The sequence below is a fragment of the Bacillus sp. AFS029533 genome (assembly GCF_002585125.1).
GTDB lineage: Bacteria > Bacillota > Bacilli > Bacillales > Bacillaceae_G > Gottfriedia > Gottfriedia luciferensis_B.
Window position 1 is genome coordinate 44,717 of record NZ_NUQC01000022.1, and the last position, 16,433, is coordinate 61,149.

The 16,433-nt window shown below is 32.5% G+C and carries 14 protein-coding genes and 1 pseudogene; 4 read left to right on the forward strand and 11 right to left on the reverse strand.

What is annotated here, in order from left to right:
- Positions 1-237: 237 nt before the first annotated feature.
- Entirely contained in the window at positions 238-2,967 is a 2,730-nt protein-coding gene (locus COE53_RS13425) for a bifunctional glycosyltransferase/CDP-glycerol:glycerophosphate glycerophosphotransferase (RefSeq protein ID WP_091023032.1), read from the forward strand.
- Positions 2,968-3,041: 74 nt separating this feature from the next.
- Here COE53_RS13425 and pdaA read toward each other — a convergent pair whose 3' ends face one another.
- The gene (gene pdaA / locus COE53_RS13430; protein ID WP_091023030.1) at positions 3,042-3,842 is read right to left on the reverse strand and encodes a delta-lactam-biosynthetic de-N-acetylase; all 801 of its coding nucleotides are present in this window, start codon (positions 3,840-3,842) and stop codon (positions 3,042-3,044) included.
- A gap of 150 nt (positions 3,843-3,992) precedes the next feature.
- On the opposite strand from pdaA, the gene COE53_RS13435 reads away from it, so the two are divergent.
- Positions 3,993-4,382: a hypothetical protein gene (locus tag COE53_RS13435; RefSeq protein WP_098948247.1), complete on the forward strand. Its 390-nt coding sequence runs from the start codon at positions 3,993-3,995 to the stop codon at positions 4,380-4,382.
- Here COE53_RS13435 and COE53_RS13440 read toward each other — a convergent pair.
- Both COE53_RS13440 and COE53_RS23995 read right to left on the reverse strand, forming a co-directional pair.
- Positions 4,379-5,902, reverse strand: coding sequence for a fumarate hydratase (locus COE53_RS13440; protein ID WP_069035392.1), 1,524 nt, complete (start codon positions 5,900-5,902; stop codon positions 4,379-4,381). The two genes, COE53_RS13435 and COE53_RS13440, sit on opposite strands and share 4 nt — an antisense overlap.
- Before the next feature lie 191 nt (positions 5,903-6,093).
- Complete coding sequence (locus COE53_RS23995; RefSeq protein WP_097973332.1) at positions 6,094-6,261, reverse strand: SE1561 family protein; 168 nt, start codon at positions 6,259-6,261, stop codon at positions 6,094-6,096.
- 198 nt (positions 6,262-6,459) lie between these two features.
- Between COE53_RS23995 and yfkAB the strand changes: the two genes are divergently transcribed.
- Positions 6,460-7,587: a radical SAM/CxCxxxxC motif protein YfkAB gene (yfkAB, locus tag COE53_RS13450; protein WP_069035393.1), complete on the forward strand. Its 1,128-nt coding sequence runs from the start codon at positions 6,460-6,462 to the stop codon at positions 7,585-7,587.
- A 116-nt stretch (positions 7,588-7,703) separates the two neighbouring features.
- On the opposite strand, the gene COE53_RS13455 is transcribed toward yfkAB, so the two are convergent.
- From COE53_RS13455 to cax, 3 genes are all read right to left on the reverse strand, one after another.
- Complete coding sequence (locus COE53_RS13455; protein ID WP_069035394.1) at positions 7,704-8,507, reverse strand: YfkD famly protein; 804 nt, start codon at positions 8,505-8,507, stop codon at positions 7,704-7,706.
- 90 nt (positions 8,508-8,597) lie between these two features.
- Positions 8,598-9,206 carry a YczE/YyaS/YitT family protein gene (locus tag COE53_RS13460; RefSeq protein ID WP_353615545.1) on the reverse strand — a complete coding sequence of 203 codons (609 nt, stop codon included), beginning with the start codon at positions 9,204-9,206 and terminating at the stop codon, positions 8,598-8,600.
- Positions 9,207-9,233: 27 nt separating this feature from the next.
- Complete coding sequence (gene cax / locus COE53_RS13465) at positions 9,234-10,292, reverse strand: calcium/proton exchanger (protein ID WP_069035395.1); 1,059 nt, start codon at positions 10,290-10,292, stop codon at positions 9,234-9,236.
- 256 nt (positions 10,293-10,548) lie between these two features.
- Between cax and COE53_RS13470 the strand changes: the two genes are divergently transcribed.
- On the forward strand, positions 10,549-10,959 hold the full coding sequence (locus COE53_RS13470) for a pyridoxamine 5'-phosphate oxidase family protein (protein ID WP_098948248.1): 411 nt from the start codon (positions 10,549-10,551) through the stop codon (positions 10,957-10,959).
- A 535-nt stretch (positions 10,960-11,494) separates the two neighbouring features.
- On the opposite strand, the gene COE53_RS13475 is transcribed toward COE53_RS13470, so the two are convergent.
- From COE53_RS13475 to COE53_RS13495, 5 genes and pseudogenes are all read right to left on the reverse strand, one after another.
- The gene (locus COE53_RS13475; RefSeq protein ID WP_069035398.1) at positions 11,495-12,010 is read right to left on the reverse strand and encodes a VanZ family protein; all 516 of its coding nucleotides are present in this window, start codon (positions 12,008-12,010) and stop codon (positions 11,495-11,497) included.
- A gap of 111 nt (positions 12,011-12,121) precedes the next feature.
- A pseudogene (gene tagH, locus COE53_RS13480) lies at positions 12,122-12,892 on the reverse strand (teichoic acids export ABC transporter ATP-binding subunit TagH); the annotation flags it as partial.
- Between the two features lie 12 nt (positions 12,893-12,904).
- The gene (locus tag COE53_RS13485; RefSeq protein ID WP_069035400.1) at positions 12,905-13,705 is read right to left on the reverse strand and encodes an ABC transporter permease; all 801 of its coding nucleotides are present in this window, start codon (positions 13,703-13,705) and stop codon (positions 12,905-12,907) included.
- Positions 13,702-14,985 (reverse strand): nucleotide sugar dehydrogenase, encoded by a 1,284-nt coding sequence (locus COE53_RS13490; protein ID WP_069035401.1) that lies wholly within the window; start codon positions 14,983-14,985, stop codon positions 13,702-13,704. The genes COE53_RS13485 and COE53_RS13490 overlap by 4 nt, the downstream gene beginning before the upstream one ends.
- Before the next feature lie 290 nt (positions 14,986-15,275).
- Positions 15,276-16,346, reverse strand: coding sequence for a glycosyltransferase family 2 protein (locus COE53_RS13495; protein ID WP_069035402.1), 1,071 nt, complete (start codon positions 16,344-16,346; stop codon positions 15,276-15,278).
- Between the last annotated feature and the right edge of the window lie 87 nt (positions 16,347-16,433).

Genomic DNA, 16,433 nt, shown 5'->3' on the forward strand with positions numbered 1-16,433 from the left:
CCTTAAAATCTCTATAAATAATTAGAGATAGCAGTATAAAGACCAATAACTAAAAACTTGATGATCAGACTGATTGCGGGCGCTTGGCGGGCAGTCTGATATCTCCATAAATAATTGGAGATAATACAAGTACGATACCTACTTACCATTCGTAAATTATGTTCAAGAAGACGCATTGGGTTATAATTTATGATAAACTATTTAATTGAAAGTAGAGACTAGTGAGGTAAGACTATAATGGAAAAAGCCAAAGTTAGTGTAGTCGTTGTTGCACATAATCATGAAGATGTCTTAAAAGATTGCCTAAACAGTTTACAAGGTCAATCATTAACTGATATTGAAACGATTATTATAGACAACGGTTCATCTGATAATAGTAAAAAAATAATAGAAGAATACTCGAATTCACATAAAAATATTCGCTTTATATCATTAGAGCTAATGTCAAAAAACAAAGCACGAAACATAGGTTTACATGAAGCTACTGGAGAATTTGTGGCGTTTATCGATGCGGATGATATTGTAAATCCATCAACCTATGAACATTTATATAACAGTGCAATAAAGGATCATACTGATATTGCTTTAGGAAATATACAATTATTCAATGGTACAAGAAAATGGGAGCACCATGAATTAAAATCAATCATAAAAAAAGATTTACCAACATTACGTGAGTTTCATAAACATCCAGAACTTCTGTTAAATCCTTCTATTAAAAATATGATGATTAAAAGAAGTTTAATAATCGACAATCAATTGCAATTCAATGAGCTTTTAACAGAACAACAAGATTTATTATTTACTCAACAATGTTTTATTTGTTCAAATAAAGTTTACGTAACAACAGATATCGTCATAAAAGTGAGAGATTTAACAAACAGTGATGTTATTAAACAAACTAGTACTTTAGAATTTTTTGATAATCTTCTCGTTACTCAAACTGAATTAATAAACTATTATAATCTGAAAGATATCACATCTCATTACTCGCATGTTGAGAAAAAATTATGGGATTATTATTTAACGTCTTTACTGACAAAGGCATATTATTTCCCTTCTGAAAAATACAATGATCTTCTAAGGATTTCATCTGATTTTGCTAAAAACTTATCTGAAAATCTAATGGAAAATAATACTTCTAAAATTAGTAAAGTATTTTATACTATTTTTCTTAATCAAAATCCAGAAGAATTTCATTTATTGATGAATCTATTATCAGATCGTTCCTTACAAAAAGGAGCAGTGATGATAGAGGGAAAATATTATCATTATTTTGCAAAGTATTTTCCGAAATATAAAGAATACCTAGAAATTAAGGAATTTAATTTGCATCAAAAAATCGAAATCCTTTCGTTACGAGGTGACCGCTTACAAGTTGGTGGCTTCGCATTTATCGAGGAAATTGATAATTTAGCTTCTGTTAAGGAATTGCAGTTTAAAAACAAATCAAATGGGCAACTAATATCAGTTACACTCGAAACGCTTGAGCGTTCTGATTTATCTTATCTTTTCTCAAAAAATAGTATTAATTATAGCGATGGGGGCTATAAAACAACTACATTTGAGCTAAGTAAAATATTACCTGATGGCGATTATGAAGTGTTTATTTCAGTAAAAGTTGGAGATATTTCATTAAAAAAACCACTTCATATTTTCTATTTTTCAACAAAGGCAAATTCAAAACCAGCAACAACTAAAACACATAGTATCGTACCCTATTTTCCAAAGAAAAATTTACACATTCGAATCAAAAAAACAGGCCTACTTGGAAAATTAAAAACAAAGATCCAAAAATCATTCCGTGATATCGTTTATGAATTTGGGTTACTTGTACTAAGAAGAGAATGGAAGTCATTCCTTATTTTTTACCTTTACCGTTTAACCCAAAGATACTATCGAAATAAACATATTTGGTTAATTGGAGAACGAAAAGATACGGCACAAGATAATTCATACCATTTATTCAAGTACATTCAAAAAAATAAAATAAGAGATAACTGTTATTACTTGATTGATAAAAAGGCCAAGGATTATGAATATATAAAAGAATACGGAAACATTGTACAATATGGAAGTTTAAAGCATACACTCTACTTATTAACTTGTGATAAAACAATTAATGCCTATTCAGAGCGTGCTAACATGTACACACACGAGTACTTACAAGTTTTAAAATGTCATCCTGAGTGGCAGCAAAATCAAAAAATCCTTATTCAACATGGCGTTATTGGAGTTAGTCGTGTAAATCATGTACTGAATAAAAATCGAATGGGCTATTCATTGTTTATCGTTTCATCTGATTTTGAAAAAGATCATATTGTTAACGAATTCGGTTATGCTGAAAACGAAGTGGCCGTGACTGGATTAGCTAGATGGGATGCGCTTGAAAATACAGGAAATGGCAAAACCATTTTAATCATGCCTACATGGAGAAACTGGAATAAAAGTACTCAGCAATTAATGAACTCTGAATACTTTAACCGTTATTTTTCTTTACTTAGTAATCCTGAGTTACATCAAATCTTAGAAAAAAATGACTTAAATATCATTTTCTATCCGCACTACCAGACTCAAATTTATATGAAGGATGTTCCTGATTTCCATAAAAGAATAAAAACGATCCGTCAAGGTGAAGAGACTGTCCAATCTCTATTAAAAAGATCAGATTTATTAATCACTGATTACTCAACAGTTTCATTTGATTTTTCATATATGGAAAAACCAGTTATTTTCTATCAGTTTGACTATAAGCGATTTTATTATGAGCATTACAACCAAGGACCAATTACACAAGACTTACTTTTTGGAGAAGTTGTAACGGAAGAAGAGCAAGTTCTAAACGGAATAAAAAAATTCGCTAATAAAGATAAACAATTCTTAGAAAATACAGTCGAGAACCCATTTGTTATCAAAACACCTAAGCAACATGCTAAACTAAATTACGAAGCAATCGCAAACCGATAAAGAAAACTCGTCCTTTAAAGTGTAAAAAAGCTAATGATTTAAGCAGTTAATAAAACTACTTAATCATTAGCTTTTTATTTTTTAGGTAGATAAAAGCTCGGATCAAATCCGCTTCTCTCCATCATTAAGTCATCTAAACTTTTAAATTGATACCCTCGTTTATGTAGGCCAGTAATAATCGCATCCATCGCTTCTGCATTATCCTTCGATACTGTATGCATTAATATAACTGCCCCAGGATGAATCATTTTCATCACATTATCATAAGCATATTTCCAACCTCTTTGTTGATCAACCTTCCAATCAACATATGCCAATGACCAGAAAATATTTTCATATCCTTGTTTATTAACTAGTTGCAAAGTACGTTCGCTAAAAACACCTCTTGCAGGTCTGAAATATTTCATTTCTGTTTTCCCAGTCAATTCCTGGTATGCCATTTTAACTTGTTCCAATTCCTCAACAATCTTTTGATCACCTATCGTTGTCATATCAGGATGACTCCATGAATGGTTTCCGACTATATGCCCCTCATTAACCATTCGTTTCACTAATTCAGGATTTTCCTTAATGTAATGCCCGGTTATAAAAAAAGTCCCGTGAACACCATGCTTCTTTAAAACATCCAAAAACTTTGGTGTAAAGCCATTTTCATACCCATTGTCAAAAGTTAAATAAACATCTTTTTTTGTAGTATCCCCTAAATAAACTGACCCCGTATTTGATAATAATTTATTAAGTTGCTCACCTGCATCAGGTGGAGTCTCATTTTTCGCAGGAACAATCCCCCAGCCATGTGGCGCATTACTATAAGCAAATGTTGTACTAGGAAATACTAAGAAGAAAGTAAGAATATATACAATAATTTTTTTCAATTCATTCACCTCACTTTAAAAATAGTATCTGTAAATAAATTAGAAATATGAAAAGAATTGGTGTAATTTTGATATAAAACTAAATTTTTCTAACAAGGATTTTTGATGAAAAAAGATGCGGATTCGCTGCTCGATTTGATTTGAATTTTTTTGACCTTAGGACCATTAATTTACCCTAAAATGAAACTTTTTCTTCATGATTTAACTACTTATTTGCGCACTTGGCGGGGTTTATTTGCAGTTTTCATTTATTTAATTGCAGATATGTCTTTTTTAATTGCAGGGTTGGAACGTTTATTTGCACTAACCAATTTTTTATTTGCGGGTCTGATCTCTTTAATTGCAGGATTGGGACACTTATTTGCAGCTGTGTTCTTATTTGCAGAATCAGGACGCTTATTTGCAATAACCACATGTTTATTTGCAGATTTCATTCCTTTATTTGCAGCTCTCATTCCTCTACTTGTTCTCTACACCCCAAAAAAACAAAAAAAAGCAATGCCAAAAAAAATGACATTGCCCTTAAAACCCAATAATTAAAATACCTTCTCAGCCATAGTAGCCAATTTCTCAAGTGAACTCTTATCTACATCTTTATGCAATGAATTACCATGAGAATCCATTGTTACTACTGCTTTGAAGTCTTCAACTTGTAAGTGCCACATAGCTTCAGGAATACCAAACTCTAGGTAGTTTACGTCTTTTACTTCTTTAATACATTGTGAGTAGTATTGTGCTGCTCCACCAATTGCATTTAAATAAACACCGCCGTGTTCTTCTAGAGCTTTTAATGTTTTTGCACCCATTCCGCCTTTTCCGATTACAGCGCGAATGCCGAATTTTTTCATGATATCGCCTTGGTATGGCTCCTCACGAATACTTGTTGTTGGACCAGCTGCTTTAATGTGATATTTGCCTTCTTCATCTTTTAATACTACAGGTCCACAGTGATAAATAATTTGTCCATTTAAATCAACTGGACAATCGTGGTCTTTTAAATGATGGTGGATTGCGTCGCGTCCTGTGTACATCATGCCACTAATTGAAACTACATCTCCAACTTTTAAATCACGAATTTGTTCTTCTGTAATTGGAGCTACTAATTTCACTTCGCGAGGTGCTTCAGTTGTTTCATCAGTTTCATTTGTAAAGCTAATTTCTTCGCCTTCCTTATATAACCATTCTGAAATATCACCAGTTTCAGGATTGATTTTCATTCCTAAACGGCGGAATGCCCAGCAGTTATACGCTACTGAAACGAAGAAGCTCGCAGGTAGACGGTTCATTACACCGATTTTACAGCCAAGTAGAGTTGTTTCTCCACCAAAGCCCATTGTTCCTACGCCAAGCTTGTTAGCATTTTCCATAATGTAATCTTCCATTGCTTTAAGCTCTGGAATTGAATTTTCATCATCAGATAAACGGAATAATTGATCCTTTGCAAGTTCATAACCGCTAGTACGGTCTCCACCAATACCAACACCGATGAAACCTGCGCTACAGCCTTGTCCTTGTGCTTGATATACGCTGTGTAAAATACATTTACGGATCCCATCTAAATCACGACCTGCTTTTCCAAGTCCTTCAAGTTCGCATGGTAAGCTGTATTGGATGTTTTTATTTTCACAGCCGCCACCTTTTAAAATTAGGCGAATATCGATATAGTCACCCTCGTGTTGCTCAAATTTAACAACAGGAGTACCTGGGCCTAAGTTATTTCCGCTGTTTTTACCAAATAAAGAATCTACAGAGTTAGAACGAAGCTTACCATCTTTTGTAGCTTGTTCAATTGCTGCATAAATTGCTTCTTTTATCACAAGTTGGTTTACCCCAACTGGCGTTTTCACTTTAAAAGTTGGCATACCAGTATCTTGGCAAATAGGTGAAACATCGCCTTCAGCCATCATGATATTGTTTGTAATCGTTTCCAATGCGATGGCACTTCTTGTACCTGCTGTTTCACTTGCTTTAGCTTGTCTGATTGCTTTACGTACGTCTTTTGGTAGATTTGTTGAAGTTTCTACAATTAATTGATAAATACTTTCCTGTATGTGTTGCATTCATGCTCCCCCTTAAAACCCTTTATAAAAATACTGAATGTTCCCCTCTTCATTATAATACAATTTTTAATAAACGGAATAAAAAAAGCCCTTCAGAATTAGTTTCTGATTTGGGCAAATATTTAGCTACTTCTATTGTTAACAATTAAACAATGTGCACTTTCCAATAAAAAAAGCCCATTACAATGGACTCAATCTAGGCGATTAACTTCACGACATTTACTTTCTAAGTCATCTAGAACTGATAATAATTGATCTAGCTCTTCTAAGCTTACTTCTTCAGCTTCTAATGATTCGATTGTTTCCATTACTGAATTAAAACGTTCTTTAATATAGGATAATTGTTCTGTGTTTGACATGAAATGATCGTCCTTTCTAATACAATTGCTAATTATATTATACCCTTATTCTCCTATATATCGTAAACTTTCGACATTTTTTTAAATTTTAGGAAGTTATTCCTATACAAGGTTTCACTTTCTTTCTTATAATAGTTGAGGAAAATTAAATTAGTCTAATACTTATGGGTACAGTTGTGTGCCTAAAGGAGTAATCAAATGAAAAAATTATTACAACAAATAACACCTACATATGATCCTTGGGAAGCATATTTAGATGTTGAAGAGTATGGTAAGAACATGCTGACAAATGTAGAGTTTACGACTACAACGATTTGTAATATGCGCTGTGAGCATTGTGCTGTCGGATATACTTTACAACCTAAGGATCCAAATCCACTTCCTATTGAATTAGTTTTAAATCGCTTAGAAGAGATTGAAAAGCTTCGTTGTATTAGTATCACTGGTGGAGAACCGATGCTTTCAAATAAAATGTTGAACGGTTATGTTGTGCCTTTATTGAAATATGCACATGAACGTGGCGTACGTACTCAAATTAATTCAAATCTAACATTAGATTTTGAAAGATACGAAAAAATAATTCCTTATTTAGACGTGTTACATATCTCTCATAACTGGGGAACTGTTGATGAATTTGTAGAAGCAGGTTTTGCGATGATGGAACGTAAACCGACATATGCACAGCGCGCGAAATTATTTGAAAACATGATTGAAAATAGCCGACGCCTTGCTGATGCTGGTGTTATGGTATCCGCTGAAACAATGTTAAACAAACGTACTCTTCCATACTTAGAAAAAATCCATCGACAAATTATAGAAGAAATGAAATGTCAGAGGCACGAAGTTCACCCGATGTATGCCAGTGATTTCGCTAGTACATTAGAAGTCCTAACTAAATCAGAGCTTCGCGAAGCAATCTCAACTTTACTTGATGTACGTGATGAAAATATTTGGATGTTATTTGGTACTCTACCATTTTATCCATGTAGCGATGATCAAAACGATTTAGACATCATTCAGAGATTATATAATAGTAAAAATGTAACATTACGAAATGACCCTGATGGTCGTTCTCGCTTAAATGTAAATGTATTTGATGGTAGCATCATCGTTACTGACTTTGGTGATGTCCCTCATCTAGGAAATATTCAAACCCATACATTACAAGAAGCATATGATACTTGGACATTATCAAAAACTGCAAATGAACTTAGCTGTCATTGTCCAGCAGTTAAATGCTTAGGACCTAATATTCTTGTAAAAAACAGCTATTATCCAGAAACTGATTTTTCGAATAGAAGTACTAAGATTTTAAAGGGAAATTAAATACTTAATAAAGAGCATGTCAAATTTATGGCATGTTTTTTTTGTATATACAACGCTTAGTATTTGCCCAAAACAAAAACCACAAGGAAAATGATTTACCCTTGTGGATTTCTCTATTATCTAGGGTGTGGCGAAGCGAAATAACCAAATGAAACATAATCCTGAACAGGGATCCATGCACCTACACCTTGTGATACTACATTTTTAACTTGTAGAGTTCTTTTATTACCTTTTAAGATGAGGTACACTTCTCCAAATGTAACTTTTCCTTTTTCGTTAACTGCAGGAGCATAAGCATATAGATAGCCGAGTTGCTTTGGTGGTACATTATATACTCTTTCGTTTTTAGTTCCAGCTCCGACTACTGTTTGGAATGCTAGTGGGAGAGTTGTTTTTTCTGATGCATCATGCATCATTAAATTAATCACGTCATCCGCATTTCTTACTTTAGCAGTTAAACCACCTTTAACGATCTGTTGCGAATTTTGGTAGTATTTTATTCGTCTGTACGCTTTTTCTCCTCTATTATCTAGAAAGTTTGTATTTATTTTTTTATATTGCCAATTAATTGTTGTCTCATTTGATTCGTAATTTAAAGGCCAAACTCCTAAGAAAATTTTCGCATTATATCCTACTGCAAACGGTGCTTTGCTGACATAGGATTCATTAAACATACGAATTAGATTTGGATTCTCAATTTTTACATTTGATGAATTTAATAACTGCTTTGCTAATCCCCCTGGTTGAAGTTCTGGCAGGTCCTGAGTTGGATTAGGGTAAGTATTCTCTTTTGTCACATTTGCAGCCGAACGTGGGACTTTAATATCTGTATTAGCTGCAAAAGTTGTTTGTCCATTATTTAAAGAAATAATTAAAATAGCTATATTAACAAGAACGAATGGCTTAAACCATTTAGACATATTCATGCCCCTTTCACAAATAAGGAAATTATTACTCTTAGCATGAACATTTTATGTAAATATATGTATTCCTTAAAATGAAAAATTTTGCTATGAACTCAGCTTAATATATAGTTTCTCAATTGGACCTCTTAGCTTCTGCAAAATAGGTCCAATACTGAATGTAATTAAGACGGTTCCGATTCCAATTGGACCTTTAAGAAGAAAGGCCAATACTAACGCAAACACTTCACCAATCGTTTTTGCCACACCTAAACTTACTCCGAACCGCTTATTTAGCGAGATCATTAAATCATCTATTGGACTTAACGGAAACTTAGCTTGCAAATAAATCGCAATACCTATAGTCATACTTAAAATAGCTAGTACTAATTGAATATATCTAGTGACCATATTTGAATCAAATAAATGTTCCGACTCGACAGTTAGCCAAAAATCAAGAAATCGTCCAATTAAAATAAACGTAATCGCAGCAAGCCAATCCGGTCTTTTCTTTTGTAAAAAAGCATTAACAAACAACAGTATTGACGAGTTAATGATAATCCAATTTCCAACAGATAAGCCAAAGGTTTTCGACTCACCAACAGCTAATGCATCCCAAGCACTAGCTCCTAGTCCAGCTTTAATCGCTAAACTAATTCCTAAAGTTAAAAATAGTAATCCAATTAAATAAAATAGAATCCTTATTATTATTTTCAAGTATTACCACCTTCAATTTTTTTGTTTTTATAATAAGTAGAAACCGATCCCCATAATTAAATATGCAGCTAATAAGGTTAACCCTTCAAACCAGTTTGTATCTCCGTCATTCATAATCGCAATTGTTAAAAATACAGAAGTGATCATCGAAATTAATTCCGGCATGGAAAATATTAATGGCATTCTTTCTCCAATAAACAATGAACAAATCACTAAAACTGGCGCTACGAACATGGCAATTTGTAATGATGAACCAACAGCAATTTCGACGGAAACCCCTACTTTATTTTTATATGCCATCACAATTGCAGACGCATGTTCAGCAGCGTTACCAACGATTGCTACAACGATAATACCGATAAATAATTCAGTCCATCCGAACTTATCTCCCACAGTCGTAAACGTATGAACTAGCTTCTCTGAAACATATCCAACCGCTACAGTCGCTAACGCTAAAATAATCATGGCTTTCCCTGTTTTCCACTCAGCTTCTTCATGCTCTTCTACGATCTCTTGATTTTTAGCTACGTAAACCCCTCGATGTGTAACTAATTTGAAGTAAAGTGCAGCTAAGTATAAAACCATTAAAACAATCGAAACACCTACACTAAGTGTCATCTTATCATTTGCGGTCATTTTAACTGAAAAAATTTCGGGAATGACAAAGGCTAGTACCACCGCAAAAATCAACAATCCTGAATTATGTCTCGCATCGTAAACATTAAAGCTTTGACGTTTATATTTTAATCCACCAATAAAAAAGGATAGTCCACCTACAAGTAGTAAGTTTCCTATTACAGAACCTGTTAGTGATGCTAACACTACTTCCGATAAGCCATTTTGCAATGCAAAAATCGCGATAATTAACTCTACCGCATTCCCGAATGTTGCATTTAAAAGTCCCCCAATTCTCGGGCCAGCTGCAATCGCTAAACTTTCAGTAGCTCTTCCCATAATGCCAGCTAATGAAATAATCGTTAAACAGTAAATGATAAATAATAAAATCTCGCTCCAATGCATCAAGCTCCCAATTACCGATAATGGTACACCGATAAATGTAACAATAAAAAATAAACGATGAGCCATAATAACCTCCTAATTAAATATCCTTATAAATATCATATGCAAAAGACTTAAAAAAATAGGTTTAAATGTAAAACAATTAACAAACACTTAAAGTGTTGATGGCAAAATCATCGTTCCATTGGATAAAAGTTTCGTTTTTGCTTATATTGCTCAAAGGATTATGACCTTGAGAACTAGAATAACTTATGTTGGAGATTCGGTTGGTAGAAAAGTTTTCTACCTCCTCTTCTTCTGAACTAGGAAGGAGTTAATAAAAATGATTCAACAAAATATTATGAAAGTGCTTAAAGCGAAACAATTAGGTTTATTTACAACCATTCGTGAAGACTTTCCGCATAGCTGTTATATGGTATTTTTCTTTAAAGGCCTAACACCTTATATCGCTACAAATAAAAATTCTCAAAAAGTAGAAGATATAAAAAAGAATTCAAACGTACATATCCTACTTGGTCATGATGGTGACCGATTAGATGATAACTTTGTTGAGATGTTTGCAAGAGCTGAAGTTATTGAAAATGCAGGTCCTGAAGAGAAAGTTTGGACTGAGGAATTGTCTAGATGGCTTGAAGGTCCCGAGGATCCTAACTATGTATTGATTCAAATGACTCCAGTTAAAATTGGTTATGTTGAGAAAGCAGGTACAGAACCTACTTTTATAAAGCTGTGACAAATGAAATCTTATCTAAATGAATTTAGGTAAGATTTTTTTGGTGAAAAATAATCCTTGCATTTAGTAATTAGATTTTCGTAAAAGGAGTAGAGTGATGTTGATTTCCACTACGGTATGCTCGCTTTCCATGGGGCGAGACCTTAGCCTCCTCGGCGCGCCTGCGGGGTCTCAGCCTTCCCGCTAATCCCATAGGAGTCGAGCATCCCTCCGTTCCAATCAACTTATTCATTAAAATAAGTCTCCATTAAAAAGCTTCTTAATATCTTTTACTTAGAGTAACAAAAGTTCATTAACCAGTTTTACTTCAATTAAGTCGAAAATTAACTTATAAACTAATCATTTGAACTTTTTTCAAAAAATTAGTTCTTTATGGTTAAAATTCCTAAGTTATAAAATGTTTTTATCATTAATAATGTTCACTTAATTTACGCTTTCACTATTAACCCTTAATATTTCATCACTTTGAAATGTTTTGTCTTTATAACGTCTTTCTTACTACCGTTTATGATTTCATACAAAAAAATCCATTCGATTAAACTCGAATGGATTTTTGAACTTTTGCTTTAAGCTTCTTACTTATTAATAAAAATAAAGATGCTCCTATTAGTGCTCCGATCGAATCGATTACTACGTCTTGAACTAGCGGAGTTCGGTTTGCAGTGAAGGATTGGTGAAATTCATCAGAAGCTGCATATAGGATTGAAAAAATCACGCCTATTAAAAAGGCTCTGTTTACATAAAGCTTTGCTAATCTTGTAGCAAAAAAGGCAAGTAAAAGATAGATTGAAAAATGGCATAGTTTACGAATAAAGAACTCTGTAAATCCTGCTACTCCAAGTTCTTTTATACTTACTATATGTCCAGCATAGTTAAAGTGGACAAAGGTGAAATGCTTCATTAGATCATATAAAAATGTAAAATGACTTATTTCTGGTCTTATATCTTGTTTTTCATACGGGGTTGCTGATGAATAAAAGATAATGCCAGCTATAAGGATAACAGGTATCCAATAACCAATAAAAATTCTAAATTTACTTTTGGATTCCATAATATTCCTTTCCAATACAACTTTTGTATAGATAAAACTCTATTAAAATAGACACTATTATGAAAAAAAATCTATTTCATAAAGTGTCTATTTACATTATTGATTTACATGCATGTTCTTTTCACGGTCTGCTGCACGTTCTGCAGGCGTTAATTTATTATAATCAGTTAGGAAATTTTGGTAGTTATCGCATACTTCATTAATTTCACCATACTCAACTAATTTTCCATAATGAATCCATAAGCCTTTTGTACAGAAGCTTCTAACCTGACCTAATGAGTGACTAATAAAGAAGATTGTTTTACCTTGTTCTTTAAAATCATTCATTTTATCTAAACAACGTTTTGTAAAAGTAGGATCACCAACAGATAATGCTTCATCGATTACCATGATGTCTGGGTCGATATTTACAGAGATCGCAAACCCAAGTCTTGATCTCATACCACTTGAATATGATTTTACTGGTTGATTAATAAATTTTCCAATTTCGGCAAATTCAATAATATCAGGAGTGATTTTTTCAATTTGCTTAATCGTAAGACCCATCATCAAACCTTTTAATCTAATATTTTCTAAACCAGTTAATCGGTTATCTAATCCAGCTTGAATGGCAATTAGTGAAGCAACTCCATTTACTTCAACTTCGCCATCATTTGGCATTGTAACACCAGCAATTAAATTAGACATTGTACTTTTACCTGAACCATTTAAACCAATGATCCCTACAATTTCACCTTGTTCAATTTCGAATGAAATGTTTTTTAACGCATGAAAATATTCTCCGCCTCTACCACCAAAGAATAAATCCTTTAGCTTGTCAGTCGGTTTATTATAAATTTTAAATTTCTTTGTAACATTTTTAAAGACAACTTTTTTTGTCATTCAGTTCACCTTCTATAGGAAATCAACAAACTGCTTCCTGAATTTAACATGAAAAATAGAGCCGATAATGAAAAAGGCTAGCAATACACACCAAAAATAAATAGTTATTTTAGAAAAAATCAAATTAGAATGTCCATATAATAAAGCGCCACGATATCCTTCTATAATATAGTAGAGAGGATTTAGCTTCATTAATTTAGTTAAAATATTTGCACCCTTAGGCTCCCATAAAATAGGTGATAAATATAATAGCATTCTAGTTAATGATTGAATTAATAAATGAACATCCCTAACCATCGTTGATAAAGTAGATGTAAGTAATGCAAGTGCGATATTAAACAGTAAGCCCACAATCATAAAATAAATTAGTGCAAAAATATTTATATGTTCGATTCCTCGATTTACAATTACACCAATTAATAAGATGAGCATCATAAATACATGTGTATTAAACCTAGATAAAACTACATATGATGGGATAATACTTAATGGAAAGTTCATTTTAGATACTGTTCCGATTCGGTTAAAAATCGAACTTGATCCTTGCATAATTGCTGCACTAATAAAGAACCACGGTATTAAACCACAAAGCATCCAAATAATAAACGGGATACCATTTACTGGAGCTCCATTTCTTATTCCCGTTCCGAAAGTTACCCAGTAAACAGCTATTTGAAAAAGCGGGTTTAAAAATACCCAAATTACGCCAAGTTGGCTATCTGCATATTCTTTACGTGTCTCATAAGATGAAAGACGAAAAATTAATGATAAGTTTTTAGCATGTTCTTGTAAAACTGTTTTTATACTACTCATAAATCAACCACATTCTTTTTAATTTCTTTATATAAATTTCCGTAATTAACAAATTTCATATCAGAATCATTTGAAGTTGGTACACAATTACGTGTATCAAATAGTACTGCTTGCTTCATTTGTTTAGCAAGTTTATTATAGTCCATTGTTTTAAATTCATTGTGATCTGTTAATACAAGAATTAAGCTTGCATCTTCCACAGCTTCCTCAGCAGATAAAACATCAATTTTCTCAGAAGTTACATGAGGATCGTGAATTGTGACATTTAGTCCCTCTTCGTTCAATAACTCAATAATTTCCATTGCAGGACTTTCTCTCATATCATCTACATTACCTTTGTATGTCACACCAAATGCTGCAATCTTAGGATTTTCTATACCTGAAACTAGTTCTTTTACTGAATCAACAACATATTTAGGCATAGATACATTTGTATCACGAGATAATTTGATCATACCAGCTAATTCAGGAGTTTTAGCTACAATAAAGTATGGGTCAACAGCAAGACAGTGACCTCCAACACCTGGTCCTGGTGAATGAATGTTTACACGTGGATGTTTGTTTGCCATTTGAATAACATCTAATACGTTGATTTCTAATGAGTTACAAATCTTTGTTAGTTCATTTGCCAACGCAATATTTACATCACGGAATGTATTTTCCATTAGTTTAGACATTTCAGCAGTTTTTGCATCTGTTTGAATAATTTCGCCTTCAACAAATGTACGATACACTTTTGCTCCAGCTTCACTACATGCAGCTGTAATCCCGCCTACAATACGATTATTATGAATTAATTCGTGTAAAATTTGGCCTGGTAATACACGTTCTGGACAATGAACAAGATAAATATCTTCACCTACAGTAAATCCAGCTTGTTCTACTAGTGGTTTTACAAAGTCATCCATACTTCTAGGTGCGATTGTTGATTCAACGATTAATACATTCCCTTTTTTTAAGAAAGGAATTACTTTATGAACTGCGTCTAATACATATGATAAATCACAAGATTTATTCTCATCATCATTATTAGGTGTTGGTACTGCAACAATAAATGCGTCAGCCTCTTCTGGTGTTAAAGATGCTCTGAAAAATCCTTTTTCTACAACTTCTTTAACCATTTCGCCTAATCCAGGCTCTTCTATATGAATTTCTCCAGAATTTAATTTATCTACAACGCTTTTTTGTACGTCTACACCTACAACACTTGCGCCATATTTCGCAAACATCGCAGAAGTTGGTAATCCTATATACCCTAGTCCAATTGTGCAAATTTTCATTTTACTATAACCTCTTTCAGAAATTTTACTAATTTCTACTCTTTTGCTTTACTAATAGTTTACTGATATTTAGATTATAGTAAACGTCTTATTAGTAAACTTTTTGGATAATTGGATAAAACTTAAATCACTATAACTTACCTTTTCTATTAAAGAAACGTATAAATTAGAAAAAGCACCAATCATCATTTTAAATTAGTAGAAATTATATTTCAATAAATATCTATTTATTGTTTTAATTAATCTTACAATTAATTTTCATGATTCGACTCTATTTTACATTAAATTAACTAAGATTTAACAAACTTGTATCTTAAAGAAAATAGTGAAAGAAGGTAAACTACTTTTCTTAACTTACTATTCGTCATTTTAGGGTTTGATTTTAAGGATAAATAAATTTTTAAACCTCTTTTATCATTTAATCGTAAAGTCTCAGCAACAAACTTTGGAACAACACTTAGCTCATTTTTAATCGATTCATTTCGAATTGTTTTCATAAATTCATTCCCAACAGATGCAAGATTCAACTTCTCATCATTTGGTAGTTTATTTGCCTTTAGATTAATTGAGTTAATAAAGAATTTAAGTTGTCTTCTTTCGATATGTATTAATTCTTTTGTAAAACCATTTTCTTCATAATAAGATCGTAGCTCTTTTTGTAGCACAACTAATTGTTTAAAAAATTGTATTGTTCCAGATTTGATTAAACTATTTTCTGGATCTTCAATTCGATAACCAATTACATCTACATCGCATACGACTGTGCAGTTTGATTTCAACAATGATTTCTCCGTAAAAAATAAATCTTCGCCGACTCGAAGTTCATCATGAAATCGAATATCCTCGCGTTCTAGTAGTTCTTTTTTAAATAATTTATTACTTGCAGATGGTGTAAGATGTAATTCTGGGTTCTTTAGAATCTGTCTATTTTCAGGTAAACCTTCTTTGAAAATTTCTTTCATATAATTTAAACGCCAAGTTTTTTCGCCGTTAAAACATAAAATATTACCTACTGCCGTATCAGCGTTATATTTTTTTGCTAAAGAATATAATTGGCCATATGCATCGGGGTAAGCAATGTCATCTCCATCTAAAAATGCAATATATTCGCCACTTGCATGAGATAAACCTGTATTTCTTGCAGCACTTGGTCCCTTATTTTCTTGCTTTATAAACTTTGCATTTTGATATTTTTTTGTGAATTCTTCAGCTAAAACACTACTTTTATCAGTCGATCCATCATCGACAACAATCAGTTCAATATTTTCTAATGACTGATCCATGACAGATTGTAAACTTTCCTCAATAAATTTCTCTTTGTTATAGTTAATGACTACAACACTTAACTTATAATTGGTCATTTTAGCTACCTCTCTATGCATAGAAAGGTAAAAAGAAATATGGCATAATCCCTAGTTCTTTTTACCTTCTCTACTAAAATATTCACA